The 25,378-nt window shown below is 67.0% G+C and carries 29 protein-coding genes; 25 read left to right on the top strand and 4 right to left on the bottom strand.

Annotated elements, in window-relative coordinates; genetic code table 11:
• The first annotated feature begins 87 nt into the window (after positions 1-87).
• From HCX50_RS20085 to HCX50_RS16015, 22 genes are all read left to right on the top strand, one after another.
• Positions 88-525 carry a transposase gene (locus HCX50_RS20085; protein WP_167635044.1) on the top strand — a complete coding sequence of 146 codons (438 nt, stop codon included), beginning with the start codon at positions 88-90 and terminating at the stop codon, positions 523-525.
• Positions 479-2,002, top strand: a complete 1,524-nt coding sequence (locus HCX50_RS16115; RefSeq protein ID WP_167635043.1) for a terminase — start codon at positions 479-481, stop codon at positions 2,000-2,002. Before HCX50_RS20085 ends, HCX50_RS16115 begins: the two co-directional genes overlap by 47 nt.
• A complete protein-coding gene (locus HCX50_RS16110) occupies positions 2,003-3,622 on the top strand; it encodes a phage portal protein (RefSeq protein ID WP_167635042.1) in 1,620 nt (539 codons plus the stop codon).
• Between the two features lie 2 nt (positions 3,623-3,624).
• Entirely contained in the window at positions 3,625-4,356 is a 732-nt protein-coding gene (locus HCX50_RS16105) for a VG15 protein (protein ID WP_167635041.1), read from the top strand.
• 66 nt (positions 4,357-4,422) lie between these two features.
• Positions 4,423-4,863: a hypothetical protein gene (locus HCX50_RS16100; RefSeq protein WP_167635040.1), complete on the top strand. Its 441-nt coding sequence runs from the start codon at positions 4,423-4,425 to the stop codon at positions 4,861-4,863.
• 23 nt (positions 4,864-4,886) lie between these two features.
• Positions 4,887-5,801, top strand: coding sequence for a phage major capsid family protein (locus tag HCX50_RS16095; RefSeq protein ID WP_167635039.1), 915 nt, complete (start codon positions 4,887-4,889; stop codon positions 5,799-5,801).
• Complete coding sequence (locus tag HCX50_RS19755) at positions 5,801-6,196, top strand: hypothetical protein (protein WP_205829311.1); 396 nt, start codon at positions 5,801-5,803, stop codon at positions 6,194-6,196. The genes HCX50_RS16095 and HCX50_RS19755 overlap by 1 nt, the downstream gene beginning before the upstream one ends.
• Before the next feature lie 18 nt (positions 6,197-6,214).
• On the top strand, positions 6,215-6,658 hold the full coding sequence (locus HCX50_RS16085) for a hypothetical protein (RefSeq protein WP_167635038.1): 444 nt from the start codon (positions 6,215-6,217) through the stop codon (positions 6,656-6,658).
• Positions 6,655-6,990, top strand: coding sequence for a hypothetical protein (locus HCX50_RS16080; RefSeq protein WP_167635037.1), 336 nt, complete (start codon positions 6,655-6,657; stop codon positions 6,988-6,990). The genes HCX50_RS16085 and HCX50_RS16080 overlap by 4 nt, the downstream gene beginning before the upstream one ends.
• Positions 6,991-7,260, top strand: coding sequence for a hypothetical protein (locus tag HCX50_RS16075; protein WP_167635036.1), 270 nt, complete (start codon positions 6,991-6,993; stop codon positions 7,258-7,260).
• A 23-nt stretch (positions 7,261-7,283) separates the two neighbouring features.
• Positions 7,284-7,655: a hypothetical protein gene (locus HCX50_RS16070; RefSeq protein WP_167635035.1), complete on the top strand. Its 372-nt coding sequence runs from the start codon at positions 7,284-7,286 to the stop codon at positions 7,653-7,655.
• An 84-nt stretch (positions 7,656-7,739) separates the two neighbouring features.
• On the top strand, positions 7,740-8,534 hold the full coding sequence (locus HCX50_RS16065; RefSeq protein WP_167635034.1) for a phage tail tube protein: 795 nt from the start codon (positions 7,740-7,742) through the stop codon (positions 8,532-8,534).
• An 80-nt stretch (positions 8,535-8,614) separates the two neighbouring features.
• Positions 8,615-8,992, top strand: coding sequence for a hypothetical protein (locus HCX50_RS16060; RefSeq protein ID WP_167635033.1), 378 nt, complete (start codon positions 8,615-8,617; stop codon positions 8,990-8,992).
• 242 nt (positions 8,993-9,234) lie between these two features.
• Positions 9,235-9,381 (top strand): hypothetical protein, encoded by a 147-nt coding sequence (locus HCX50_RS16055; protein WP_167635032.1) that lies wholly within the window; start codon positions 9,235-9,237, stop codon positions 9,379-9,381.
• A 75-nt stretch (positions 9,382-9,456) separates the two neighbouring features.
• The gene (locus HCX50_RS16050; RefSeq protein ID WP_167635031.1) at positions 9,457-12,840 is read left to right on the top strand and encodes a tape measure protein; all 3,384 of its coding nucleotides are present in this window, start codon (positions 9,457-9,459) and stop codon (positions 12,838-12,840) included.
• Between the two features lie 55 nt (positions 12,841-12,895).
• Complete coding sequence (locus tag HCX50_RS16045; RefSeq protein ID WP_167635030.1) at positions 12,896-16,135, top strand: fibronectin type III domain-containing protein; 3,240 nt, start codon at positions 12,896-12,898, stop codon at positions 16,133-16,135.
• Complete coding sequence (locus HCX50_RS16040) at positions 16,132-17,148, top strand: hypothetical protein (protein ID WP_167635029.1); 1,017 nt, start codon at positions 16,132-16,134, stop codon at positions 17,146-17,148. Before HCX50_RS16045 ends, HCX50_RS16040 begins: the two co-directional genes overlap by 4 nt.
• The gene (locus HCX50_RS16035) at positions 17,148-17,840 is read left to right on the top strand and encodes a hypothetical protein (protein ID WP_167635028.1); all 693 of its coding nucleotides are present in this window, start codon (positions 17,148-17,150) and stop codon (positions 17,838-17,840) included. Before HCX50_RS16040 ends, HCX50_RS16035 begins: the two co-directional genes overlap by 1 nt.
• Complete coding sequence (locus HCX50_RS16030; protein ID WP_167635027.1) at positions 17,840-18,055, top strand: hypothetical protein; 216 nt, start codon at positions 17,840-17,842, stop codon at positions 18,053-18,055. The genes HCX50_RS16035 and HCX50_RS16030 overlap by 1 nt, the downstream gene beginning before the upstream one ends.
• Positions 18,056-18,069: 14 nt before the next feature.
• Positions 18,070-18,735, top strand: coding sequence for a hypothetical protein (locus HCX50_RS19750; protein WP_205829310.1), 666 nt, complete (start codon positions 18,070-18,072; stop codon positions 18,733-18,735).
• An 87-nt stretch (positions 18,736-18,822) separates the two neighbouring features.
• The gene (locus tag HCX50_RS16020) at positions 18,823-19,236 is read left to right on the top strand and encodes a DUF2746 domain-containing protein (RefSeq protein ID WP_167635026.1); all 414 of its coding nucleotides are present in this window, start codon (positions 18,823-18,825) and stop codon (positions 19,234-19,236) included.
• The gene (locus HCX50_RS16015) at positions 19,233-19,652 is read left to right on the top strand and encodes a hypothetical protein (protein WP_167635025.1); all 420 of its coding nucleotides are present in this window, start codon (positions 19,233-19,235) and stop codon (positions 19,650-19,652) included. The genes HCX50_RS16020 and HCX50_RS16015 overlap by 4 nt, the downstream gene beginning before the upstream one ends.
• A gap of 49 nt (positions 19,653-19,701) precedes the next feature.
• Here HCX50_RS16015 and HCX50_RS16010 read toward each other — a convergent pair whose 3' ends face one another.
• The gene (locus tag HCX50_RS16010; RefSeq protein WP_167635024.1) at positions 19,702-19,977 is read right to left on the bottom strand and encodes a hypothetical protein; all 276 of its coding nucleotides are present in this window, start codon (positions 19,975-19,977) and stop codon (positions 19,702-19,704) included.
• Positions 19,978-20,365: 388 nt separating this feature from the next.
• Between HCX50_RS16010 and HCX50_RS16005 the strand changes: the two genes are divergently transcribed.
• On the top strand, positions 20,366-21,010 hold the full coding sequence (locus tag HCX50_RS16005) for a GntR family transcriptional regulator (protein ID WP_167635023.1): 645 nt from the start codon (positions 20,366-20,368) through the stop codon (positions 21,008-21,010).
• A 9-nt stretch (positions 21,011-21,019) separates the two neighbouring features.
• Here HCX50_RS16005 and HCX50_RS16000 read toward each other — a convergent pair whose 3' ends face one another.
• A complete protein-coding gene (locus HCX50_RS16000; protein WP_237682548.1) occupies positions 21,020-21,340 on the bottom strand; it encodes a hypothetical protein in 321 nt (106 codons plus the stop codon).
• Positions 21,341-21,516: 176 nt separating this feature from the next.
• Here HCX50_RS16000 and HCX50_RS15995 point away from each other — a divergent pair, with 176 nt between their 5' ends.
• Positions 21,517-21,930: a hypothetical protein gene (locus HCX50_RS15995; protein ID WP_167635022.1), complete on the top strand. Its 414-nt coding sequence runs from the start codon at positions 21,517-21,519 to the stop codon at positions 21,928-21,930.
• A 472-nt stretch (positions 21,931-22,402) separates the two neighbouring features.
• Entirely contained in the window at positions 22,403-23,101 is a 699-nt protein-coding gene (locus HCX50_RS15990) for a hypothetical protein (RefSeq protein WP_167635021.1), read from the top strand.
• A gap of 506 nt (positions 23,102-23,607) precedes the next feature.
• On the opposite strand, the gene HCX50_RS15985 is transcribed toward HCX50_RS15990, so the two are convergent.
• Positions 23,608-24,279 carry a hypothetical protein gene (locus HCX50_RS15985; RefSeq protein WP_167635020.1) on the bottom strand — a complete coding sequence of 224 codons (672 nt, stop codon included), beginning with the start codon at positions 24,277-24,279 and terminating at the stop codon, positions 23,608-23,610.
• Between the two features lie 101 nt (positions 24,280-24,380).
• Positions 24,381-25,337 carry a hypothetical protein gene (locus tag HCX50_RS15980; RefSeq protein ID WP_167635019.1) on the bottom strand — a complete coding sequence of 319 codons (957 nt, stop codon included), beginning with the start codon at positions 25,335-25,337 and terminating at the stop codon, positions 24,381-24,383.
• Positions 25,338-25,378: the final 41 nt, after the last annotated feature.

Genomic DNA, 25,378 nt, shown 5'->3' with positions numbered 1-25,378 from the left:
CCCCTCCCCCCGCCGTCCCCGGCCCTCCCGGAGGCATAGGGCCGATCTCTCCCCGGGGATTTTCCACTTTCCAGGGGGTGACACCACATGGCCTCATCCAACGCCCAGTTGCGCGCCGTGGGCGCCCCGAAGTCCGCGGGATCTCGCGGCAAACCCGCCTACTCCGAAGCCTTCAAGCGCGACGCCGTCGCGAAGGCCCGAGCTGCAAAGTCGATTTCACAAGTGGCAACTGCCCTCGGAGTATCCCGGCCGACGTTGCGGAAGTGGATGGACGCCGCCGCGCCGCCGCCCATGACGCTCGTCGACGCTGCCCGCTCCGGCAATCGAAAGGCGTTCCTGCAGGCGCTTCGTGACGAGCTCGCGGAGCAGATCGCGGCCGGTATGGCGCCGCGGGATCTGCCGCCGAACGTGCGCCTCCTGGACGCGACGATGCGCGAGCTCGACGAGATCGAGGCGCGTGAGTCCGAGGAGGCAGCAGATGCCGCGGCCGCCCCAGACGAAGACCTCGACCCGGAAGATCTCTGAGCGCAGGCTGTCGGACGTCGCGAAGCACCTCGTCGTCCCGTCCGGAATCAAGACCACCGGGTACCCGGCGGTCGAAGCTCAGTGCCGGAAGATGGGCGTTCAGCACGACCCCTGGCAGAAGGGCCTCGGCCGGGCAATCCTCGCCAAGCGCGAGAACGGCCTCTACGCCGCCGGCATCGGAGGCGTGCTGATCTCGATCTGCCGCCAGGTCGGCAAGACGTTCTCGATCGGCACGATCGTGTTCGCGCTGTGCATCCTGTTCCCCGGCATCAAGGTGCTGTGGACTGCGCACCACTCCGCGACCTCCGACGAGACCTTCGAGACCCTGTCGGCCCTCGCGCGCCGCCGCCGCATCGCCCCCTACATCGCCCACAACGGCATCCGGCAGGGCAACGGCAAGCAGCGCATCAAGTTCGCGAACGGCTCGCGAATCATGTTCGGCGCGCGCGAGCACGGCTTCGGCCGAGGCATCCCCGGTGTGACCATCGTCGTCTTCGACGAGGCGCAGATCCTCAAGGCGAAGGCGCTGTCCGACATGATCCCGGCGGCCAACACCGCCACGAACCCGCTCATCATCTACATGGGCACCCCGCCCAAGCCCGACGACCCCGCCGAGGTGTTCCGGGCACGCCGCAAGAAGGCGCTCGCCATCAAGGAACAGCGCGCCAAGGGCGACCCGGTCGACTACGACACCCTCTACGTCGAGGTCGGCGCGGACGCCGGCGACGACGTCGAAGACCGCGCCACGCTCGAAAAGGCCAACCCCTCATTCCCCGACCGCACGCCGTGGGAGTCGATCCTGCGCCTGCGGGAGAACCTCACCGACCCGAGCGACTGGGCCCGCGAGGGCCTGGGCATCTGGGACGAGGAGGAGCTCGGCGGCTCGCGCGAGATCATGGCCGAAGAGTGGCAGGCCACCGAGGTGACCGCGGTACCCGAGGAGGGGCTGCGCGCTCTCGGCGTCGCTTTCTCCGCCGACGGCACGCGCGTTGCCGTCGCCGGGGCACTCAAGCACTCCGGCGGCAGCCACCTCGAACTCATCGACGCCAACACCGGCTCCCTCGAAGAGGGCATTGGGCCGCTCGCCGACTGGATCGCTCTGCGCGCCCACACAATCGCGCAGATCACCATCTCCGGCCGTGCAGGCGCCGACGCGCTCGCTCTCGCTCTCCGTGAGCGGAAGGTGTCGGCGAAGGCAATCCGCGTGGCATCCACGCCGGAGTACTTCGCGGCGTGCTCGATGCTCCCCGATGCGGTTCGCGGCACGACCGTTACACACCCGGCAGCCCCGGAGGGTGACCTCCTGGACGCGTCGGTGGCCGTGTGCGACAAGAAGTTCCGCGGCACCGCCGGCTCCTGGGGCTGGGCGGCGACCACCGCCGATGGCGACGAGACACCGACCGAAGCGATCAGCCTCGCCCTCTGGGGCGTGCGCACCACGAAGCGCCGACCCGGCAAGAAGCAGGAGGTGATCTGAGTGATCGCAGCATCGTCCTACCTGGACAACATCACCCCGCAGTTCATGCAGGGCGTCACCGACCAGGAACTCGACATCATCCGCGGCCTCGTCGCCGTCTGGTCCAAGAAGCGGCCCCGCAACGTGCTGCGCAGCGTCTACTTCGACGGCAAGATGCCCTTCCGCGATCTGGGTATCGGCGTCCCGCCGCAGATCCTCCGCAAGGTCAAGGCCACCCTCGGATGGCCCGCCAAGGCCGTGACCAAGCTCGCGGAGCGCAGCGTCTTCGACGCCTTCGTCGCGCCGGCCAGCACGACCGATCCGTTCGAGATCTCCGGACTCCTCGACGACAACCGGTTCGACCTCGAACTGCCGCAGGCGATCGAGTCCGCCTACAAGCACTCCTGCGCATTCATGACGACCACTCTCGGCGACACCGCAGCTGGCGACCCGGACGTGCTGATCATGGCACGTTCGGCCGAGTGGTCGGCGGGGACGTGGGACAAGAAGCGCCGCCTCGTTTCGGCGATGCTCGCCATTACCGATGTCGACCAGGACGGCCGACCAACCGGCATGGACGTCCTGCTGCCCGATGTCGTGCTGATCTGCCGTCGTCGCCCGTCCGGAGCATGGGTCACCTCCCGCCAGGAGAACCCGCTCCGCGAAGTACTCGCAGAGCCACTCACCTGGAGCCCGCAGCTCGACCGCCCGTTCGGGCGCTCGCGCATCACCCGCCCCGTCATGGCGATCACCGACAACGCGATCCGCTCCGTCGTGCGCGGCGAGGGCGCGGCGGAGTTCTTCGCCGCCCCGCGCATGATGGCCCTCGGCGTCTCCGAGGACGCCTTCAAGTCCGGCAAGTGGCAGGCCGCGATCGACCGATGGTTCGCGATCGGTCGAGACGAAGAGGGCGAGCTGCCCAAGGTGGAGCAGCTGCCGCAGATGACCATGCAGCCGCTGATCGAGCACTACCGCATGTACGCGTCGCAGTTCGCCGGAGAGACGGACCTCCCGATCTCGGCGCTCGGCATCGTCCAGGACAACCCGCCCTCCGCTGAGGCCCTGTACGCCGCGGAGAAGGACCTGATCGTCACCGCCCGCGCATCGAACCGCGTGCTCGGCGCCGCGCTCCGCCGGGTCGCACAACGCGCAGTCATGCTCCGCGACGGACTGGAAGAACCGACCGACGAGCTGCGCGGGCTACGGCCGACGTGGGTCAACCCGGCGTTCACCTCGCCGACGACGGCCGCGGCCGCCCTCGGCCAGCTCGTGGGCGTGTTCCCCTGGCTGGCCGAGACCGACGATGCCCTCCGCTACGCCGGATTCGAGGAGCCCGAGATCGCGCGCATGAAGTCCGATCGGGCCAAGGCCGGCGGCAGCGGCGTGCTCGAGCGGATTCTCGCCGGGCAGACCCCGCAAGTCGACCAGACGCAAGCCCGGGTCGACCAGCCACAGGCGACGGGCGACGACCCCGCAGCACTCAAAGCGAAGTTCGACGCACTCGGCACCGCGATCCGCGCCGGCGTCGACCCCGACGACGCCGCGACGCGTGTCGGCCTCGCCGGTATCCGGTTCACCGGAGCGACGCCCGTCGCACTGCGGCTGCCGAAGGACGACGCAGACCAGCTCGAAGAGAGGTGACCATGACGACGCGCGCCGATGTGACTCGACTGTCCACGGCGCAGCGTCGTCTGGTCACCCTCGCCCAAAACGAGCTCACCGGGTACTTCGCAACCTTCGACCTCACCCGACCCGAAGCCGTCCGCGACGCGCTCCTCGAGATCGTTCCGCTGCTTGTCCGCGAGTACGGTGCACTCGCCTCGATCGCAGCCGCCGAGTGGTACGAGCAGATCCGACCCGGATCGGGATTCAACGCCCGCCTCGCCCCGCCAGTCGCGGCCGAAGTCGTCCAGGGATCGACCCGCGCTCTGGCCGGGGTGCTGTTCACCGACGACCCCGCCGCCGTCCTCGGCGGCCTCGCCGGCGCGGTCCAGCGCCACATCACCTACTCCGGCCGCACCACGATCGCGCTGAACTCGATGCGCGACCCGCTGCGCCCCCGATTCGGCCGCGTGCCCAGCGGCGCCCGCACCTGCGCCTGGTGCGCGATGCTCGCCTCCCGCGGCTTCACGTACGCGACACGGGTGACGGCCGGAGAAATCGACCACTTCCACGACGACTGCGACTGCCAGATCGTCTCGCTGTTCGACGCGGACGCCGCCCACATCGAGGGCTACGACCCCCGCCAGCTGTTCGACCGGTACGCGCAAGCGCTCGCCGCGGCTGACAGCGGGGACCCGAAGGTGATCGCCGCCTACATGCGCCGCATGTTCCCGGACGAGTTCACCGACGGAGTGCACGAGCACGACATCTAAACCATCCGCCGCCGTGGCGGGTTTACGCCGACCCGAGCGGTCAATCGGGGCGAAAGAGGAACGGCTATGGAATTCCCCATCACCATCGACTCCCAGGACATGTTCGACGACCTGGTCAAGGACCGCCTGACGCGGGAGAAGACCAAGGTCGACGAGGCCCTGCAGCGAGCCACCGACGCCGAGACGGCGAAGACGGCCGCCGAGCAGGAGCGCGACGCGCTCAAGACGGAGGTAGGCGATCTGCAGACCAAGGTCACCGGCTTCGAGTCGAAGACGCAGTTGGACACCTGGCGCGCCGACGTCGCGAAGACGAAGGGCGTGCCCGCGGAGGTGCTGCGGGGGACGACCAAGGAAGAGCTCGAGGCGCACGCCGAAGAGATCAAGCCGCTCATCAAGAGCCGCGGTCCGGTTCTGCCGGACCCCGGAAAGACCCCTGAGAACACCTCGGGCGGAGAAGAAGCAGAGCGCGCTGCGGTGCGTCAGCTCTTCGGCTCCGGCGAGGACTGATCGCTTCTGAAAGGAGCACCATCATGGCAGTATTCGGTACCGCGGACGCGAAGGTTCTCATGCCTCGCAACATCGCGGACGGCATGATCAAGGAGTCGAAGTCGCTTTCGACCGTGGCGCGGCTCTCCGGTCGAGAGCCGATGCGCTTCGGCGAGGTCGACTACATCACCTTCAACGACTTCCCGAAGATGGAGTACGTCGAAGAGGGCGGCAACAAGTCCTCCTCGTCGACCGGCTTCGGTGCAGTCACCGCCAAGCCCCACAAGGGCCAGGTCACCCTCCGCTTCAGCAATGAGGTGGAGTGGGCCGACGAGGACTACCAGCTCAACGTTCTGCGCGAGGTCGCGGACGCTGGCCAGGTCGCTCTCTCGCGTGGCCTGGACCTGGGCCTGTTCCACCGCATCAACCCGCTCAGCGGGTCGGTCATCACCGGGTGGGACAACTACGTCACCGCGACCACGAAGCGCGTCGAGCAGGCCACGGCCGACGCCGACGACGACTTCCGCGCGGCGGTCGGCCTCCTGGTCGGTGCGTCCAAGCAGGTCAACGGCGCCGCCATCGACCCGAAGTTCGCGTGGGCACTCGCGAACCTGAAGCGTCGCGACGGCTCGGGGGACACCTCGGACCTGCGTTACCCGCAGCTCGGCTTCGGCACGAACGTCACGGACTTCATGGGTGTGCCCACCGCCCAGGGGGACACCGTCTCGGGCGTCCCGGAGGCTCCCGACACCGGCGTCCGCGCCATCGTCGGCGACTTTCGCAACGGCATCCGCTGGGGTGTCCAGCGCGAGCTGCCGGTCGAGATCATCCGCTACGGTGACCCGGACGGCCAGGGCGACCTGAAGCGGAAGAACCAGATCGCCCTGCGTCTGGAGATCGTGTACGGCTGGTACGTCTTCACGGACCGCTTCGCCGTCGTCGAGGACAAGGTCGCCTGATGGCTGACCAGATCCGCCTCACGAACCGCCGCACCGGGGTCGTCGTCAACGTCGACCCCGGCACGCGCGCCGTCCTCGATCGCGAGTGGATCGAGGAAGGCGAGGAGCTCGAAGAGTGGCTCAACGAACTCGGCAACGACGACGACGAGCCCAGCGGCGACGACGGTTCTGACGAGCCAGACGGCTCTCACGAGTCCGACGGCTCCGACGGCTCCGACGAGTCCGACGAGTCCGACGAGTCGACCCAGCCCCCGGCAGGCAACGCGACCCGAGACGAGTGGGCGAAGTTCGCCGCAGGGCTCGGGATCGTCGTCGAGGACACCACCAAGCGCGACGAGATTCGCGCACAGGTCGAGCAGCTGCTCGACGACGCCGGCGACGAGTCCGGCGAGTGACAGACGGGGGTGGGCCGAATGGTCGAACCGTTCGCCGATGCGGCGTACTACGAGGAGAACTTCGGCACACCCCCCGCCTCGATCGCGGGCCGGCTCGATAAGGAGCTGGCCCGCGCATCGCGGTACCTCCGCGCAGAGTGCCCGGGCATCGATGGTCGCATCCAGCTGTGGGCCATCGACCCGACCGCCGACGGCGCGATCGACCCCGACCTCGCCGCAGACGTCGTCTGCGAGATGGTCAAGACCGCGGCCGCCTCTGCAGGCGACGGCATCGAGTCATCTCAGATGGCCGCCGGGCCGTACTCGCAGTCGGTGAAGTACATCAACCCCTCCGGCGACCTGTTCCTCACCAAGAAACAGCGCCGCCTCCTGGGCTACTCCGCCCAGCAGGCCTTCACCGTCAGCATGGCACCCCAGGTCCACGACGACCCGCTCGCTGCACTCGGACTGGTCGACGGATGATCGGCGAAACCGTCACCGTCCTGCGCCGCATCGACGGACCCGACAACGCCCACGGCGAGCCGACCCAAACCATCGACGAGACCAATGTCGACGACGTGCTCGTCGCACCCGGACCACGCGCCGACATCTCCGACACCGCGCGACCAGCCGGGACGGTCGTCGCGTGGAACCTGCACTTCCCGAAGACCTTCACCGGTTCACTCCGGGGTGCGCTGATACGCGTCCGCGGGCAGGCACCGTGCAAGGTGATCGGCGACCCGCAACCGTTCACCGCCGACAACACCCCCACCCGCTGGTGGATGCCCGTCGAGGTCACGCGCGCAGATGGGTAGGTGATCGACATGCCCAAACGCATCCCCGTGCAGCTCGACCTGAACGGCCTGAACAAGATCATGCGATCGCCGGAGGCGCAAGCCATCGTCGACAGCGTCGGGCGACGTATGGCGGCGGCCGCAGGCGAGGACTTCGAATACGTCGCATCGCCCCACCGCTGGGTCGCCCGCGGATACGTCCAACCGAAAAACGCTCGCGGCATGCGCGAACAGGCGAGAAACGCCGCACTCGAGCGGGCTCTCGGCCAGGCCAAGAGCACCGGCAACTGACCTCCACGGTGAAGGGAGACGCGATGCCCTTCCCCGACGCTCAGGCGATGACCCGTCAGTTCCTCCTCCCCGTCGTCGCACCGCATCGCGTGGTCAACACGGTTCCCGCCGAGCGGCCCGCGACCTTCGTGCGCGCCTGGCGCAACGGCGGCACCGCCTCGAACCGCATCGTCGACCGTCCACAGATCACCGTCGAAGCCTGGGCGCCAGATTCAGTAACAGCCTTCGAGGTGCTTGAGGAGTGCCGCACCGCGCTGCTCAACGATCACCGCCGGATGCCGCTCGTCAGGAAAGTCGAAGAGATCACCGGGCCGTATTGGTCGCCCGACCCAGATACCCACACCCCGCGATGGCGCTTGACAGTGCAGCTCACCGTCCGCGCCCACAGGGCCTGACCCACCCCACAGCCTGACCTCCGGCATCCGCCCGGTCGTCACCAGCGCCGGTCATGTCCGGCTCAACCCCAAGGAGACACACTCATGACCGTGAACGCGAACAACGCGCGGATCTTCGGATCTGACAACGACGCGATCTACCTCGCGCCGATCGGCACCGCTCTGCCGGAAAGCATCGACGACGAGCTCGACCCCGCCTTCGAAGACGTGGGCTGGCTCAACGGCGACGGCATCACCGAGTCCCTCACCGGCTCCGTCGAGAAGTCCCGCGGTTACCAGGGCAACGGCGTCGTCCGCACTCGCATCAGCGAGCCGGGCACGACGGTCGCGTTCGTCGCCCTCGAGACCAAGGCGCAGACCAACCAGCTGCCTTACGTCGAGAAGTCGGCCGCCACGACCGCCGGCGTTCGCAAGGCGACGCGCGGGTCCGGGCAGCGTGTCAGCAAGCGGGCATGCGTGATCGACAAGTTCGACAGCGACGACGTCACGATCAAGGAGCGCGACGTCATCGAGGTGCTGGAGATCAGCCCGAACGGTGACCGCGTTGCCACGAACGCCGACATCGCGATGTACCCGTTCCTCGGGGAGATCATCGGCGACTACGACCACTACGAGACCGATCTCGAAGCGGCCGCCGGAGCCGGCGTGCAGGGCTTCGCCGCGATGTCCGCACCCGACGAGGCGTGGACGATTCCGCAGCTCAAGAGCTACGCGAGCGAGAACGACATCGACCTCGCGGGCGCATCGCTCAAGGCCGACATTCTCGCCGCCGTCGAGTCCGGCGCGACCGCGGCCGGCACGGGCGAGGTGACGCCGACGGCGGATGCCGCCCCGGATGCAGCAGACGAGAAGACCGCCACGGACACCTCCGCGGCGTGACCTACCGGTGGGCGGCGCTCTTGACCCCAGTGCCGCCCACCTCACCATTCACCCCGGGGTCAGAAAAGGGGTCAACCATCATGGCAACACCGAAGAAGCCGCAGGACCACCAGCCGAAGAAGCAGAAGCCGATCGTCGTCGACATCGAGCTCGCCGACCCGACGCCCGAGGAGCCGGAGCGCACCCGCACGGTCCCTGGCAAGCAGGTCACCGTCGATGGCATCGACGTCCGTGTGCCCGACGAGGCTCTCGACGACTTCGAGATCCTCGACGACATTCGCGGCGTGCAGGACAGCAACGACGTCTCCCGCATGCCGTCGCTGTTGCGCCGCCTGGTCGGGGACGACTACCGCAGCATCCTCGATGCGCTGCGCGACAAGAACACGGGCCGCGTGCCCGCTGGCCGCGCGTCGGAGTTCGTCTTCGCGGTCTTCGAGGCACTCAACCCTTCCTCCTGAAGCTCGCGAACGCCCTCGCTCACCACGAGGGCGCTCTGCGGGCATCGTTTCAATCCGAGTACAACCTGCGTCTCCTCCCGAACGGGAAGGGGCGCACTGACCCCGCCCGGTCCATCGCCGAGCTGAGCGACTACGTCGAGCACCTCCCATCCGGGTGTGCGCTCGGCCGCGAGCTAGGCGGCGAGGGCGCGCTCTCGGTCGAAGGACAGCTGCTCCGAGAAGTCGAGTTCACGATCCGCCGGGTGTCCTTTCAGGAGGCGGGCGGCAAGGGCACGCCCCCGAAGCCGCTGGAGCTACCGAAGCCCGCGCACGAGGCGCGCGCCGAGGCCGCCGAGATGGACGCGAAGCTGCGCGCCCACCAAGCGCGCGCCGCTCGCCGCGGCGCCTGACCGCACCGACGAGGCACAGCCCCGGCATCCGCCGACCGGCTGTGCCTCGTCGCGTCATATCCGAGGGGGGCTACCGTGGCAACTGCCGTCGAGATCGCGAACGCCTACGTCGCCCTCTCCGTCAAGGCCCCCGGGGTGAAGCGCGAGGTCGAGAAGGCTCTCGGCAGCGCATCCGGCGCGGCGGACAACGCTGGGCGGTCCATCGGCGATCGGCTCGTCGCCAGCGCCTCCAAGGTGCTCAAGGTCGGGGGCGCGACTCTCGGCGCGACTCTCGCCACCGGAATCGGCACCGCCCTGTGGAAGGGCTTTTCACGCCTCAACGCTATCGACACTGCCCGCGCGAAGCTCACCGGTCTCGGCAACGATGCTGGCTCCGTCGAGCAGATCATGAAGAACGCTCTCACCTCGGTGCGGGGCACCGCGTTCGGACTCGGCGACGCCGCCACCGTCGCCGCTCAGGCCGTTGCAGCGGGCATCAAGCCGGGCCGCGACCTCGAGGCCGTGCTCAAGACGGTGGCGAACACCGCCGCCGCAGCGGGCACCGACCTCGGCGACATGGGCTCCATCTTCTCCAAGGCCATGTCGCAGGCCAACGGCATCCAGAACGACGTGCTGAGCCAGCTCGCCGACAAGGGCATCCCGATCTACGCCGCCCTCGGCAAGCAGATGGGCGTCACCGCCGGCGAGGTCTTCAAGCTCGCCTCCGAAGGCAAGATCAACTTCGACCAGTTCGCCGCCGCGGCAACCGCCGCCGCGGGCACCGTCGCATCAGAGATGGGCAACACCGTCGGCGGATCGTGGGCGAACTTCATCGCCTCACTCGGCCGCATCGGCGCCGGACTCCTGGGAGGAGTGTTCCCCCAGATCGCCCCCGCACTGCAGGCCATCACCGCCGCCTTTGCACCGCTCGAAGTCATCGCCGGGCAGGTGGGCGACAAGATCGGCCAGGTGCTCGCACCGGCCGCCGAGTGGTTCGTGCGCGTCTTGCAGGGCGACGTCGACGTGAGCTGGATCGGCGAGCTGTGGACCACGCTCTCCCCGGTCGCGATCCTCTTCCGGTCGCTCGAGCCCATCCTGCCCGTCGTCATGCAGGCGTTCTCCGACATCGGCAGCGCGATCGGAGCCGCGCTCGTGCCGGTGCTCCCCGCACTCGTGTCGCTCATGAACGCCCTGGTGCCGCTGCTGTCCACGGCCCTGGTCGCCGCCCTGCCCATCGTGGTCGGCCTGATCCAGGGACTCGCGGGCGCTGTGTCGTTCCTCGCACCTGTGCTCATCGGTGCGGTCACCGCTGTGGTCGATTTCGTGGCCGCGAACGCCGACTGGCTTTCTGGGCTTGCGATCGCGGCCGGGGTGATCGCGGGTGTCGTCGTTGCTCTCAACGCCTACCGGGCGGCGCAGCTCATCGCGGTAGCAGTGACATACGGGGCCAACGGTGCGATGCTCCTGGCGGGCACCTCGGCGAAGTTGTTCGCCGCTGGGCTGGCCGTTTACACGACCGCTCAGAACATCGCGACCGGGGCGGCAAACCTGTTCCGGGCTGCGATGAGCGCGAACCCGATCGTCCTCGTCGCCACGGCTATCGCTGCGCTCGTGGCGGGTCTTGTGTGGTTCTTCACTCAGACCGAGCTCGGCAAGGCGATCTGGCAGGAGTTCACGCGGTTCCTCGGCGAGGCATGGGCGAACATCTCGGGCTTCTTCACGGCGGCCTGGGAGAACGTCATCCAGCCAATCTTCAAGGCGATCGGCGACGTCGCGGTCTGGCTCTACGAGACGATCCTGAAGCCGGTCTTTGACGGTATCGGCGTGGTCGTCGGGTTCGTCGCGGCAGCTTTCAAACTGCACTTCGATCTCATCGTGAACGCGTTCCGCCTCGTCGGCGCGATCGCGGCCTGGCTGTGGACGAACGCCCTGCAGCCCGCGTTCGCTGCCATCGGCGCGGCTGCGGCCTGGCTGTGGGCGAACGCGATCAAGCCCGCCTTCGAGGCGATCGGCGCCGTCTTCAACTGGCTCTGGCTCAACGTCATCAAGCCGGTGTTCGACGGGATCGCTGCGGTGTTCACCTGGATCTGGCAGAACATCATCAGCGTCTACATCGGCTGGATCACGGGCTCGATTCAGGCGCTTGGCGCGGTCTTCGAGTGGCTGTACAAGAACATCGTGAAGCCGGTCTGGGATGGGATCTCCGGGGCGATGAAGGCCGCCTGGAACTGGATCAACGCTTACGTGTTCGCCCCGTTCAAGGTCGGCATCGACCTGATCGGGAAGGCGTTCGACAACGTCGCGAGGGCGATCGGCACAGCCTGGGACGGCATCAAGAAGGCCGCCGCGGTCCCGATCAACTTCGTGCTCGATACCGTCTGGAACAAGGGGCTCCGGTCGTTCTGGAACGACATGGTCGGCACCCTCGGGTTGAAGGACATGAAGCTGCCGAAGGCCGGACTGGTGAAGTTCGCGTCCGGTGGCGTCATGCCCGGCTACACGCCTGGCCGCGACGTGCACCAGTTCTGGTCACCCACCGCGGGAGGGCTCGCGCTCTCCGGCGGTGAAGCGATCATGCGCCCGGAGTTCACTCGCCTTGTGGGCGGGTCGGCCGGTGTCGACGCCCTGAACGCCGCAGCTCGTAACGGCAAGCTGCCGTTCGGCGACGGAGAAGGCAACTTCTTCGGCGACGTGTGGGACAACATCACGAAGGCCGCGTCGGTCGCGTGGGAGTTCATGTCGAACCCCGCGCAGGCGATCAAGTCGCACGTCATCGACGGGATCATCCGGCCGTTGATGGGCGATCAGAACATCTTCGGCAAGACCGTCGGGGGCATGGCCGAGAAGACTCTGATGGGCTTCGTCGACCTGTTCAAGAAGGCGGCGCCGAAGGGCGTCGGCTCGAAGGGCATGGTCTGGGAAGCGATGTGGAACATCGTGCGGGGATCGCTCCCCGGCGCGGTGATGACGTCGAACTTCCGGCCCGGCGCGAAGACCGTCAACGGCGGCCAGTCGTACCACGCCCTCGGGCGTGCGATCGACATCGTGCCGGCCAGCATGGCGACGTTCAACGCGCTCGCGAAGCTGTTCCCGAACGCCTCCGAGCTGATCTACACCCCCGCGGGCAGTCGACAGCTGCAAAACGGCAAGCCGTTCGCCGGATGGTCGGAAGCCGTGAAGCGCCAGCACTACAACCACGTGCACCTCGCGATGGCATCCGGCGGCGTCGTCCCGAAGCTGTACGACTCCGGCGGCTGGCTGCCGCACGGCGGCATGGCCGTCAACCGCTCCGGGAAGCCAGAGCCCGTGCTGACGAACGACCAATGGGGCGTTCTGAAGAGCGGCATCGGGACCGGCCTGCAGGACGGTGACCAGGTCACGATCGTGGTCGAGGGCACCCCGCTGACTGGGACCGTGCGCCGGGTACTGCGGGAGTCTGTGCCCTCGGCAATGGCAGTCCACTCCGAGTTCGCTCGCTGACCCGTTTCCGCGGCCCCGCCCTCGTGGCGGGGCCGCCATCGTTGAGGAGTTGCAGATGGTCGACAAGAGCGTAGGCACCGCGGGAACACTGCGGATCTCGGACGACGGGTCTGTCGTCCGGTACTACGTGATCTGCACCGACCCTGCGACGTCCGTCGGCACGTACCGGTACGCGATCAACGGGACGAACTACACCACCACCCTCCCGTCCGGGTTCGGCAGCAAGCTGCTCGGCTCGCGCACGTACACCGCGAGCGGGACGACGAGCCTGTCTCAGCAGGCCACCGGCACGCAGGGGCTCGGCGGCGCGGCATCCATGCAGGTGGGGATCAATCGCCCGCTCCCCACCGCCCCGTCGGGGCTGGCGGTGACGCGAGTCTCGGACACGCAGCACGCGCTGAACTGGTCGAGGAACGCGACCTACTCGAGTGTCGTCGTGCAGCGGCGCACGGACGGTGGGGCCTGGCAGCAGATCGGCAATCCTGCGGGCAACGTCGCCACCTTCACCGACACGACCACCTCGGCGAACCGGAAGTACGAGTACCGCGTCGCGGGGAAGACCGCGGCGGGGCAGTCCGGATGGTCGGGCCTGGCGACCGTCTACACGACTCCGGCCGCGCCGACGGGTGTCGCTGCCGAGCGCACCGGGAACGACATCGTCGTCCGTGCGTCGGGCGTACCCCCGTACGCGACCTCCTACGACGTGCGCGACGGCGACACCGTCGTCGCCACGAGCGTCACCCTGCCGTGGACGCACCTGTCGCCGAACCCGGCGACGCCTCACACGTACACAGTGCGCGCGAAGGTGAGTACGCTCGCGAGCGCGTACTCGGCGCCTTCGAACACCGTCCAGCTGCTCACGCCGCCGAACGCCCCAACCGGTCTCGCACCGAACGGGGCCGTCCGGCCCGGCGACGCATCGGTGCGGTTCTCGTGGACTCACAACCCGGTGGATTCCTCGACGCAGACCGCGTATGAGGTTCGCTACCGGACCGCAGGCAGCGCACCGTGGACGACTATGCCCGGCACCACCGCCGCGTTCCGAGACATCGCGCTCGCCGTCGGCGGCTGGGAGTGGGAAGCGCGCACGAAGGGGTCACACCCGGACTGGTCGCCCTGGTCCTCGACGGCGACGCTCTCGGTGATCGATCGTCCTGGTGTCGCGGTGACCCAGCCGGAGACCGAGTGGGACACATCGACCCTCCCCGTCGAGTGGTCATGGTTGCAGGTGCAGGGGCGTCCGCAGTCGGCATGGCAGATCGAACTGCTCAACGGCGCCGGCGACATCGTCGAGGAGCGTTCCGGATCTGGTGCGGCCACGACGTTCACGCTCACGACCCGCCTCATCGAGGGGGACTGGACCGTCCGTGTCCGGGCGGCGACCGGGGACGTGTGGTCCGACTGGGCCGCGCAGTCCTTCGCGGTCGTCTTCGATCCGCCCGCCCTGCCGTCGATCAGCGGGGAGTGGGATGAGAGTGAGGGGGGCGTCTCGCTGTCGGTTGCCTTCGGTGACCCCGACAGCCCGGTCATCGATCTGACGAACGTGGTCTCGAACCCGTCCTTCGAGGCGGCAAGCGGCAACGTCGAGGTGAAGCGCAACTATGCGCTGACACCATTCGGGACGGCAGTGCTTCCCGGCTACGCCTCGTATCCGTCGTCGAACCCAGCGCTCGAGTCGAACACTGGCGGGGTCAACCTCGACGGCGTCTCGGCCCTGCCGGTCGCGGGTCATCCGAGCAATGCGACGTATCTCACGATCCCGGCTGGCGCTGCTCCGGGCGGCGGTGCCGTGATCGCGAGTGGTCTCCCTGCCGGCGACTATGTCGTGTCGATGCTGGTCAATCGCCGGAACGGTCCGACGACGCAGATGCAGCTCGCCCTGCGGGGTTCCGCTGGAATCGGTCTGGCGCGGACGTTCCCGTTCGATGTCTGGACGGAGGTCCGGGAGACGGTCACGGTCACGGCCGCGCAGGCGCCGGGAGTGATCGGCTGGCGGTCGGTGAACGTTGTCGACCCCACGCAGTCAAACTTCCGCATCGCGAACATGCAGGTCGCACCCGCAGGGCAGCAGATCCCCCAGGGGGCGCTCGTCATCAGCGGGGCGAAGTCCGGATACGACCCCGATCTCACGTCCGCGTGGATCGGGACGGCGGAAGCGTCGCCGTCTGTTCTCAGGGGCGTCGGCGTGGCCGGCGTATCGTCGTCTGTGGGGGTCGCTGCTGTGCGGTCGTCTCAGTGGGCGAAGGAAGGGCAGTACTCGCTTCGTCTGATCGCGAAGAGTCCGACGAGCGCGGTGGAGTGGGCCAACATCACCCTCCCCGCGAATGCCGGTGCACGAGGAACGCTCGTCATCACCCGCCGCCAGACCGCTCCCATCACGGGGCCTGTCTGGACCACGGCGATCGGTCGCGTCTACTGGAACCCGTCGCCACAGACGTTCTCGCCCGCCGCTCCGAATGCGGCAGGCGAGACCGAGCTTCGGGTGTACTCGGCCACGGCGCTCTCCGGGTCAAACGTCATCCTCCCGCACGGTGGCCTCGCTGGCACGGCGGACGTCTGGTACGACCTCGCAACGGTCGTCCCGGGCGTCAGTTACGCCGGTCCGGCGTTCAGCGGTGACACGGGGCAGGTCGAGGTCGGTGGCGTGGAGCGGCGCACCGTGTGGAACGGTGCGCCGCACGCGTCGAGTTCGTCGACCGCGGCGCTCCCGCAGACGGTGAACATCAAGGTCGAACGGTCCGTCGACGGTGGCGAGACGTGGGAGTCGGTGGCCGACGTAGCAGGTACGGCGTTGCTCATCGACTGGGAATCGCTGAGCTTCGGCGAAACCGTCTACCGCGCCACGGCTCTCTCTTCCGAGGGGGCCACCGCGGCGACAGAGGTCGTCGTCGAGGCGCGCTCCGGGGCGCTGTGGCTCTCCGGAGGCGACGGTTTCGGTGCGACTGCACGGCTCCCGCTAGACCCCGCCGTGAACATCACGGCGGGTCGCCAGCGCGCGCTCAAGCAGTACGCCGGACGGTCGCTGCCCGTCGCTCTGACGGGGGCTGCGCTCTCGCGATCTGTGGCCGTCTCCGGGCGGACCTCCGACCGCGACGACGACACGGCTGACGTCGAACGCCTGACGCGCATCGCGCAGCTCGAGACGGACCTGTTCCTATTCCGCGATCCCGATGGTCGCCGCATCTACGGCGCGATCGGCGATATCCAGCTGCCCCGCCAGTCGTCCACTCCCCACCCCGACGGGTGGGAAGGCGTCTGGGGGTACAGCTTCACCCTCACGGAGGCGACGCGATGAATGGATGGGCGTTCGAGCTGTTCGACAGCGAGGACCGGCCCCTCGGTGCCCTTGACGGGGTCACCGGGGGGTCGGCCGAGATCGTCGCACAGAGCGCCCTCGGCGGGTCAGGGTCTCTCACACTCGACCACCGCCGCGATATCGACTGGCTCTCGCACCGCGTGCAGGCGACGTTCTCCGACGGAGTCCGACCGTGGGCTGTCGGGACGTACCTGCTGAGCTCTCCGACCGAGTACCACAGCGAGGTCGGGGTGTCGTACTCGGTGGGCCTGCTCACCAAGATGAACGTCATCAACGAGGACACCGTCGAGCAGCGGTTCACGCTGCCGGCGGGCACCACGGTGATCCCGGCAGTCGTCGCGCTCATTGAGTCCACGGGGGAGACGCGCATCGCGGTCACCGCATCCGAGGCGGCGCTCACCTCGGGCCTCACCTGGGAGGCGGGCACCTCGAAGCTCACGATTATCAACGACCTCCTGCAGGCCGCCGGGTACTGGAGTCTCTGGTGCGACGGGTCCGGGCTGTTCCGGGTCGAGCCGTACATCGACCCCGCATCGCGGCCGGTCAGCTTCGAGTTCGAGCACGGCGAGACCAGCGTGCACTTCCCCGACTGGGCCCGGGAGCAGGATCTCTCATCCGTTCCGAATCGCTTCGTCGCCGTTGGCCAAGGGGATGAGACGGCGGCGCCCCTCGCCGGGGTCGCCACCAACGAAGATCCGAACTCGCTGTACTCCTATCAGGCGCGCGGCGGCCGATGGATCACGGCGACCGAGGAAGGTGTCGAGGCGACGACGCAGACGATCATCGACCAGTACGCGGCCCGCAAGCTCGCCGACGCGATGAGCCCGGTATCCCGCCTCACGGTCACGCACGCGATGCTGCCGCTGAACCCGAACGATCTCGTCGCCTTCATCCCCGAGGACGGACGCCGGCGGCTGGCCACGGTGCAGCGCATGTCGTGCTCTTTCGAGTTCGACACCGATGTGCGCGCGGAGTGGAGGGAGGTCACCTGATGGTCGATCTCCTCCGCCCCGTCCTCGACCAGATCGCGAAACTCTGGGGACGCATCGACCTCATGCCGGTGATCCGCTGGGCCACCGTCGTGCAGGCCAGCCCGCTTCGCGTGACGCTCGACGGAGATCTCGAACCGCTGGCGCTGAGCCCCCAGACCACGGTGCCCTCGCTGAGCGTGGGCGATCGCGTGTTGTGCGTTGAGCAGCATCGACGGGTCACGATCATCCAAGCCGCCGGGCTGCGGGACGTGCGTTCGCTGCCCGACGCCAGGTACGCGATTGGACCGAGCAGCTTCACCGTGACGGCGGCCGCGTCTTCATGGCAGAACGTCGGGCTCTCGCTGACCTACACCCCACCCGCCGACCTCTGGGTCGACGTCGAAGTCAGCGCCGAGGTAGCCGGAGGAACCGGGGCGACGATCTCCTACACGATGATCGGCGTCAACGTCACCGGCGGCCTCACGTTGGGACCGGACACCCCGCCCGACGGGGGACCAGTCGCATCGCAGTGGACCCGGTTCTCGTTCTCACCCGTGCACACCGCGATCGAGAATCCGACGAAGCGCGTGCTGCTCCCCGGAGGTGTCGAGACCGTGTTCACATTCTGGGCTAGACGAAACGCGGTCCCAAGCGCGGGCTCCAACGTCTGCAACTACTCGATGATCACTCTGCGACCAGTGAGGTGGGCCTGATGGACGAAGAACTGCGCACGCTGCTCGCCGCCGTCATGACGACGGCCGGGCTCCCCGCCGACTCCTCGGACGAGATCGCGTTCCATCTTGCGCTGCACTTCCCGGGACACGCCCAGGCGCTGCTCGACCACCGACCACCGCAGTCGCCGGCCGATCTCGACGACGGCGCTGACAGCATCACCGAACCCCCGGACCTCCCGGGGGTTTCTCTTTGAGGAGGAACGGACCCATGGGCAAGATCAACGGCGTTGCTGCGGCCGCCTGGCTGCGCGCGCAGGGCGCTCTCGCGCACGACGGCGCCTGCCTTCACTACGTCTGGCAGGCGTACAAGGCGCAGGGCGCATCGACCGGCCGCCACGCAGGAACGGCGCTCGAAGCGTGGAACAAGACCGAGCGTCGACACCCGGGCGACCGGAACCCGCCCGTCGGCGTCCCGGTGTGGTTCGGCGCGAAGGCCGGATCCGCCGCCGGAGACGTCGTCATCAGCCTCGGCGGCGGCAAGGTCGTCGCGACCGACTACCCGCGATACGGCGTCGTCGGCGTCTGCACGATCGCTCAGCGCCAGGCGCAGATCGGCCGACCCTACCTCGGCTGGTCGGAAGCGATCTTCGACCAGCAGATCGCCATCCCCACACCTGCATCCGGTGGCGGATCGTCCGTCGCACCGGCCCCCCAGAAGAAGGAAGAAGAGGAAGAAGACATGATCATCATCATCCAGCGAGCGAACTCGCAGCTCGCCAAGGGGCGGCTTCTACCGTCGGGGCGAACCCGCGAGATCACTCCCGCCGAGAACGCCGTCTACCGGTCGCTCGAGGGCAGGGGAGCGGCGGAGTTCGTGACCGTCTCGGACAAGGTCTACGAGAACCTCCTGTCGGGTTCCAAGGCAACCGTCTGAACCGCGGTGTCCGAGGGAATCCCCGACCACGCGGCACGCCATCGGCACCGATCGCTCCCCGCGTGGGTGATCCTGAGCGTCGGCGTTGTGGCGACAGGGGCAGGACTGCTGTGGTCTTCCGGGCTTCGGGACGACGCCGGGGAGGCGCTGCTCGACGAGCCGACCGCGAAGGTGCTCGTCGCTCTGCTCGGCGCCGCGGGAACACTGCTCGCGCTGCTCCTGCAACGCACCGGCGAGGTGCGTCATCAGGTGAAGAACTCACACGGTACGAACCTGCGCGACGACGTCGACGACACCCGCAGAGAGATCGCCGAGGTGCGCGAGATCGCAAGGCATGCGGTACGCGCCGCGCGCAAGGCATCCGACGACACCGTCCAACTCCGCGAGGACGTCCAAGCGGGGCGCCTGGAAACCGGAGAGGTGCGCGCCGACGTGCGCGGGCTTCGCAGGGACATCGGTCGCCTGACCGACGCCATCAACCACAAGAGGGAGACGCAATGAACAAGATCTGGTTCCCGCTGCAGCGCGCGATCCGCACGGCCCTGCAGGTCGTCATCGCCGCTGCGGCCATCCTCGCGACGACCGTCGTCGTCGCTCCGCAAATCCTCACCGCGATCCAGGATGTGCTTCCGGGCCCGTTCGTGGCGTGGCTCACCGGCGCTATCGCCGTGCTCGCGGGCATCAGCGCCGCAGTGGCACGTGTGATGGCCATCCCGGCAGTCGACGAGTGGTTACGCAACTTCGGGGCCGGCTCCGCTCCAGCAGGCGCGGTCGCCTACCGTGGTCCCGACGGCAAGTCCACAGGGCTCACCCGACGCCAGTGGCGCGCGATGCTCGACGGCGCAGATACCGGTACCGACGACACGACAAAACTCCGCACCGCGATCTCCGAACACAACGATCGCCTCGGGCTCTGATTCCGAGAAGGCCCCCACCTAGCTCCGGCCAGGTGGGGGCCTTCTGTCGTTAAGCCTTCCGAACGGAGAGCATCTGCCATCCCTCGGGCACCTGAGCCTCGAGCGCGGCCATGTCTTCGGCTTCGATCTCACGTTCACCGTCACGGCGTTCGAACTTGCCCTCGACGGAGCGCACCGGGGTTCCGTTCGTCATGGTCGGGATCGCGGAGACGAGGTCCCACCCTTCGGGTGCCTGCGCGACGAGCTGTGCACGGACGTCTGCGAGGTTTTCCCCCTTCAGGGTGACTGCGTGGGTCTCGACGGGGCGGATGAGTCCGATAAGCATCAGACCAGCCTAGGCCGGAGGTGACTCGGCGGTCGCAGGTGTCACCGGAGCCTCACCCGGCACGCGAGGACCCCGGCGCTTTGGGGGAGGAGCCGGGGTCAACGCACGGCCAACGTACACCTCCCGCGAACCACTGTGAAGGGTACGCCCCTGGTCGATTGCGCTCCGGTGCGGGGCGCGGTTGTAGACAACCAAGACGCCGCTGCCGTATCGTGCGACGTCAGTGCGGTTACGCGGTAGCGCGGTTCGGGGGAGGTCCCGTTCACCGCTCTGAGGCCTTCCGCTCCGCAGCCCGCGTGGATGCGGAGCGGAAGGCCGACCAAATCGTTCTCCGCCGGATCATCGAGCGCCACGGCGCTGACGCACTCGTGAAACGGAGAAAGAAGATATGGCACTGTCGGGTGGCCCGGTGGACCGGACGCGGCTCGGGGAGAGCGCGTATGCGCGGCTGCGGTCGGCGATCATTGCCGGCGACTTGGAGCCAGGGGCGATGCTCGGCGTCTACGAGACTGCCAAGGCTTTCGGCACCTCAAGGGCGCCCGTCCAGGTCGCGTTGGATCTGCTCGCCCGTGAAGGGCTCGTAGAGGTGTATCGCAACTCGTATTCGCGAGTGGCGTCGGTGGACAGGGAGAGCACGCGCAAGGCGGTCGACGTACTCACGGATGTGTGGACGGGCGCCGTTCGCCGGTTCCTACCGAGGGCAGGCGAGGAGGAGGTTGCGGCCCTGAGCGACCTCACAACCCAGATGGCGGCGACGATAGCCAGCCGGGACGTGGCGTCTTTCGGGGACGTTCTGGAAGAGCTAGCGGTGAGCTGTTCGAAAGGTGACGCGAGCCCGGAGCGCGCCAGCATCGTCCGTCAGACCTGTGCCCACGTTCACCGCTACTGGCTGTTCTCGGATCGCGCGTTCGATTGGGATGCCGCCGAGACGCTGACCGCAGTCATCCGCCCAGCCATACGATCGCGGGACGCCGCCGGAGCGTGCGACGCCATCACAGGATTCCTTGACGACGTCGCTGCTGACGCCTCCTGATCCGGGGGCTCATGACTCTTCGTCGTCGAGCTGCACGGCGTTGCCCCACACCCAGCACCGGAACGTCTGGCCCTCGGCCCGGAACTCGATGCCGGCGGCGAAGGGCGTGGAGCGGACGAGCTTCGCGTCGACACGCACGGCCTCGGGCCCGAACCTCACCCACGCGCGAACGCGCTTCGGTCGCGGGTGGATCGTCATCGGCTGCTCCCGTACGTCCATCTCGCGATCAGTGAGCGACTGCAGCGGGCCGTGCTTCGCGGCCTCGAGGATCGATCGCGCCTGCGATTGCATGTCGCGGTAGGCGGAGAGCGTCGCTCCTGGGTTGCCCATGGCCGGTGTGTTCCTTCCTCCGGCCGAGAGGGTCGATTCTACGTCGCGACGTCGACAACGCAGTCGACAGGGTCGTGGCACCGCTGTTTGGAGCAGCATGCACGCCGGATGAGTGTCCCCCAAAAGGAGGACAGACACCCTTAGAGACTTTTACTACAGTCCCTAGAAAGGTCTGCATGAGCCGGAAGTGGCTCGCGGATGAATGTGAGACGAAAGAGGCGAATTCGATGTTGAACGCCACGGATGCCGGGAAGGCATCGGCTGTTAACCGTAAAGCTAGAGTAGCCTTTGTTGTCGCGATCCTTGGTTGGGTGGCCGTGTGGACAGCCATAATCGCGACCCCGTGGATCCTGCGTTCGAGTGTTCGGACGGGCGACTATGAGAACGTCTTCGTTGCCCCGGCAATTGTTCTAGCCATTGCACTGGCCCTCAATGCTGCGGCCTTGATCCTGGGTATTATCGCTATTCGCAATCGTGCTCACGCCGGAGGTTTCGGGGGTGTGGCGTCGGTGGCGATAGCCGCTTCGGGTCTTCTCGGGCTGCTTGCATATGTCGTTGTCACGTACGGAGTGTTGCCTTCGATCGTGTAGTGCGTGGCTTTTGGCGATTATCCGGGGGGAGTTCGCCAAGTGTGCTTTTCAATGAAGATGAGTCACAGGAGGGTAGCTAAGAAAATGAAACCACCCAATGAGAACGGGATTCGGGAGCGGAGTAATCGAAAACGCCGCTTCGCTCTCGGTGCGGTTCTTTTCGGTATTGCGATTGCCGTGTCGTCGACGTCTGCGGCATACGCCGGCGCGCAAGCCGGGACTACAGGGTCGGGATATACGGTGTTCCCTAAGGCGTCACCATATATCTCGTATTCATACGTCACCAAATGTCACAGTGACCAGAGTACGTCGAGCTTCACCTATCAAGGCAAAGCGAAGCTCGGCACCTCGGAGGCTGTGGGTCCGAGGCAGACTTGGCCCGGCCCCGACAGTACCGTCACGTTGAGGAGGATTGGCTCCTACACCGGAAATTGGTATTGCCTTGCTCTCTAATAGGACTCGTAAAGGAGAAATGATGCGAAGCAAGAGAAGGATTGGCACGGTGGCCGCGGCCGTGGTATTCGCGGCCGGGATCGCGGGATCGGCGTCGATCGCGTTCGCCAACGCTGACGCGGGCACTCCGCTGAAGGCGGGTGCCACATCGGTTGAGAGCAACGCGATCGCAGGATCGATCGCGGATCTCGCTCAGATGACGCTTGACCGCGGTCCAGCTTCCCAGGCCCGGTCATACCAAGGAGGTGCCGAGGGGGCGGCGATGCTGGAGCAGGCAGCGCTGGAACGCACGGTTGAATCGGGTGAGGTCAGTGACCCGGACTACGAAGCGAACCACCTTCGGTACGTGGAGTGCATGACGAATGCGGGCTTTGCCCCCGACTTCCGGAAGAGCGCGAGCGGTTTCTATGTCCAGCTCCCGTTCCGGAACGTCGCAGATACAGAGGCGCTGGATGCTGCACTCGCCGGTTGTTCCACCAACACGGCGGCGATCGATATGATCTACCGCCTTCAGGAATCCAACCCCAAGCTCATCAAGGACTCGCGTCAAGTGGCGGTTGAGTGTCTCTTTGAAGCAGGCTACGTCAGCGACAGCTACACGACGAAGGACTTCGAGAAGGACTGGGGGGCTGACAACTTCCCGTTCGACGCGACCCTGGCAGGGCCGAATGACTGTCTCTGGGGTGCGGGATACGGCTACTTCGCGGAAGGAGAATGATCGATGCCTTCCGAGTCCCGCCTTCGTCGCCGTTTGGGTGCAATCGGTGGCGTACTGCTGATCGGAACAGTGCTCACGCTTGGTAGCGGCAACGCCGCGCTAGCTGGGGCTGACGCCGGAACGTACGCCAAGGGCAAAGTGATTACCCCCACCGCCTCACCGTATATCTCGTATTCGAACGTCACTGAGTGTCGAGGCTTTGCGGGCGGCGCGTTTATTTGGCAGTCCCGCGCTCAACTCGGCACCGACGTCGCAACAGGTCCGGTCTACACCGTGACTGACGGCGACAGCACTGTGTCCCTTCGGAAGGTTGGCACGTACACGGGGAGCTGGCGGTGCATCAATAAGGCTGGTGGAACCGGTTAGCTCCTCAATCAGAACGCCCTGTTCATCCGAATGAACGCTCGTACGCCCGTGGCTGCTGCCACGGGCGTACGAGCGCCAGGGGATGCACGCTCGAAAAGGGGCGACCGTCTGTGTCTGGCGCGGACGCGCACCTCGCTCAGTCAGACCGCCGATCGGTTGATCGCATCAGCGAACTTGACTGCGTGGGGATAGTCCTTCGAGCGGCCCTCGATTACGACGACGCCCTGGGGAAGCTCGACGGTGACATAGCACTTCGACGTGTCCTTCCGCGCGACGGCTCCGACGACAAAACCGACGGGGCCGGCGATGAGTGCCCCCGCTCCCATGCGAGTGAGCGTTGAGCGCTGCGAAGGCGCGCCCTGCGTCGCCTCGGCCTCTGCGCCCTGCAAGCTGACCGACTTGCCCCCACCTTTCAAGACGCCGTCGCGCAGTTTGTACGCACCAAATTCGGCGGCCGGCAGGCGCACGGGCTGGACGACCTTGGGCGCAGACGGCGGAGCGATGTTCTGCCGTTCCGTGCCAGTCGCCTCCCGGAGCGCGGACACGAACTCGTCGTGCGCGTTTCTCGGGTGCAGTGCGAAGGCCAGCGCAGACTTTGCGGGGTCGGGGGTTGCTGACCAGCCAGATGCGGCGACCCGCAGGTACGTGACCGAGCCGGGGATGATGTCGTAACCAGTGATCTTCTCGAGTGGGATCTCAGAGCGCTTCGTCATTCGTCCGACTCGACCGAGCAGGTTGTACTCGAAAATCAGGTGAGTGTCTGTGATGACGGCCTTGCCGTCGGCGCTCTTGTGCTCGATCACGGTGCTCATGCTGCCGACTATACCTAGGCCTGTCCGCCGAGGAAGAGGCGCCGCGTGAGGATCAGGCACAAGTCACATTGATGACGGTAGCTGCGCCCTGGTGCAGTGGTCTAGGGGGCGGAAGGCGTTTGGCCGCCCGAGCGCTTTGCAAGAGAAGCAACGAGGTCAAAGAGTTGCGCAGCTCCCACGTTATCTTCGGGCGCGCCACCCGGCCGTTCGGGCGGAGCGGTGAGTACTCGTCGTGCAAGCATGCGATACATCTCAGCCTGTTCCTCATAGCCCAGCGGCTCGATGAACGCCGGAAAAGACTGCAGCTGAACTGCCATGCTCTGCGCCCAGTTCGCCATCCGACGGTGTTGGCCGGCCTGACGCGCCAGGTATGCGGAGATTCCGCCGATGCCGACGGCGCCGGCTGCTTTGAACGCGAGAGCCGTCCAGTCGCTCTGGAAGGTCAAGAGCCAACCCTCTTTGCCATTGCCGAAGAGGAGCGCGAAAGCGAGCGCGATTGAGAATCCGACGAGTGCGGCTACGCGGAAGCGGTTGGCCGAGCCGACTTCGTCGTCAGCGTAGGCAGCGAAATGACGCGACAGCGATGCATTCCCCACGATGCCTGCCGCGTCTTTGGCTTTCGAAACAGAGTCCTGCAGCTCTTCATTAAGAAGCATCGCCGAGGCTCGCAAAGCCGCTTGGTCCATCAAGGTTGTTGCCTGCTGCGCGACGAGCGCTGTTCGAGACACGATGCCGCGGCTTTCCGCATCCGCCACTGCTCCCAGTTCATGCATGACGGTCACGTGCGAAGACAGCGTGCTGCAGGCCGTTCGGATCCAACCAAGCATGGCTTCGTCGTCTCCGGAGCGTATCGAGTCCCGAAGTTGATCGAGGAGCGCTTCTCCGATGGTCGTGAAGCTGTTGTCGTGATAGTCCGTGGGATAGCCGATGGGTTCGAGCATGCGATCGACCTCTTGGAAAATCTCCAGCTGCTCGTAGAGAAGAGCTCTCGTCGACGGGTCAAATGCACCCTGTGTATTGATGTGCCCGGTGAGGCCCTGGATTCGCTCCGTAAACATGTCGCTCCTTGCGCTGCGTAAACCCTATCTGGGGTCGCGTG

This window comes from Microbacterium sp. B19(2022) (genome assembly GCF_012030385.1).
In the GTDB taxonomy this organism is placed as follows: domain Bacteria; phylum Actinomycetota; class Actinomycetes; order Actinomycetales; family Microbacteriaceae; genus Microbacterium; species Microbacterium oxydans_B.
Note: the sequence above shows the minus strand (reverse complement) of the source record. Positions and strands in the feature narration are given on the sequence as shown.

What these genes read in the sequence shown, in the direction of transcription:
- HCX50_RS16035 (WP_167635028.1), top strand. Translation starts at nt 17,148, where the DNA reads ATGGTCGATCTCCTCCGCCCCGTCCTCGACCAGATCGCGAAACTCTGG.
- HCX50_RS19750 (WP_205829310.1), top strand. Translation starts at nt 18,070, where the DNA reads ATGGGCAAGATCAACGGCGTTGCTGCGGCCGCCTGGCTGCGCGCGCAG.
- HCX50_RS16085 (WP_167635038.1), top strand. Translation starts at nt 6,215, where the DNA reads ATGGTCGAACCGTTCGCCGATGCGGCGTACTACGAGGAGAACTTCGGC.
- HCX50_RS15980 (WP_167635019.1), bottom strand. Translation starts at nt 25,337, where the DNA reads ATGTTTACGGAGCGAATCCAGGGCCTCACCGGGCACATCAATACACAG.
- HCX50_RS16030 (WP_167635027.1), top strand. Translation starts at nt 17,840, where the DNA reads ATGGACGAAGAACTGCGCACGCTGCTCGCCGCCGTCATGACGACGGCC.
- HCX50_RS16115 (WP_167635043.1), top strand. Translation starts at nt 479, where the DNA reads ATGCCGCGGCCGCCCCAGACGAAGACCTCGACCCGGAAGATCTCTGAG.
- HCX50_RS16005 (WP_167635023.1), top strand. Translation starts at nt 20,366, where the DNA reads ATGGCACTGTCGGGTGGCCCGGTGGACCGGACGCGGCTCGGGGAGAGC.
- HCX50_RS16105 (WP_167635041.1), top strand. Translation starts at nt 3,625, where the DNA reads ATGACGACGCGCGCCGATGTGACTCGACTGTCCACGGCGCAGCGTCGT.
- HCX50_RS15995 (WP_167635022.1), top strand. Translation starts at nt 21,517, where the DNA reads ATGAGCCGGAAGTGGCTCGCGGATGAATGTGAGACGAAAGAGGCGAAT.
- HCX50_RS16010 (WP_167635024.1), bottom strand. Translation starts at nt 19,977, where the DNA reads ATGCTTATCGGACTCATCCGCCCCGTCGAGACCCACGCAGTCACCCTG.
- HCX50_RS16060 (WP_167635033.1), top strand. Translation starts at nt 8,615, where the DNA reads ATGGCAACACCGAAGAAGCCGCAGGACCACCAGCCGAAGAAGCAGAAG.
- HCX50_RS16070 (WP_167635035.1), top strand. Translation starts at nt 7,284, where the DNA reads ATGCCCTTCCCCGACGCTCAGGCGATGACCCGTCAGTTCCTCCTCCCC.
- HCX50_RS19755 (WP_205829311.1), top strand. Translation starts at nt 5,801, where the DNA reads ATGGCTGACCAGATCCGCCTCACGAACCGCCGCACCGGGGTCGTCGTC.
- HCX50_RS15990 (WP_167635021.1), top strand. Translation starts at nt 22,403, where the DNA reads ATGATGCGAAGCAAGAGAAGGATTGGCACGGTGGCCGCGGCCGTGGTA.
- HCX50_RS16000 (WP_237682548.1), bottom strand. Translation starts at nt 21,340, where the DNA reads ATGGGCAACCCAGGAGCGACGCTCTCCGCCTACCGCGACATGCAATCG.
- HCX50_RS16065 (WP_167635034.1), top strand. Translation starts at nt 7,740, where the DNA reads ATGACCGTGAACGCGAACAACGCGCGGATCTTCGGATCTGACAACGAC.
- HCX50_RS16095 (WP_167635039.1), top strand. Translation starts at nt 4,887, where the DNA reads ATGGCAGTATTCGGTACCGCGGACGCGAAGGTTCTCATGCCTCGCAAC.
- HCX50_RS16040 (WP_167635029.1), top strand. Translation starts at nt 16,132, where the DNA reads ATGAATGGATGGGCGTTCGAGCTGTTCGACAGCGAGGACCGGCCCCTC.
- HCX50_RS16015 (WP_167635025.1), top strand. Translation starts at nt 19,233, where the DNA reads ATGAACAAGATCTGGTTCCCGCTGCAGCGCGCGATCCGCACGGCCCTG.
- HCX50_RS16100 (WP_167635040.1), top strand. Translation starts at nt 4,423, where the DNA reads ATGGAATTCCCCATCACCATCGACTCCCAGGACATGTTCGACGACCTG.
- HCX50_RS16045 (WP_167635030.1), top strand. Translation starts at nt 12,896, where the DNA reads ATGGTCGACAAGAGCGTAGGCACCGCGGGAACACTGCGGATCTCGGAC.
- HCX50_RS15985 (WP_167635020.1), bottom strand. Translation starts at nt 24,279, where the DNA reads ATGAGCACCGTGATCGAGCACAAGAGCGCCGACGGCAAGGCCGTCATC.
- HCX50_RS16080 (WP_167635037.1), top strand. Translation starts at nt 6,655, where the DNA reads ATGATCGGCGAAACCGTCACCGTCCTGCGCCGCATCGACGGACCCGAC.
- HCX50_RS20085 (WP_167635044.1), top strand. Translation starts at nt 88, where the DNA reads ATGGCCTCATCCAACGCCCAGTTGCGCGCCGTGGGCGCCCCGAAGTCC.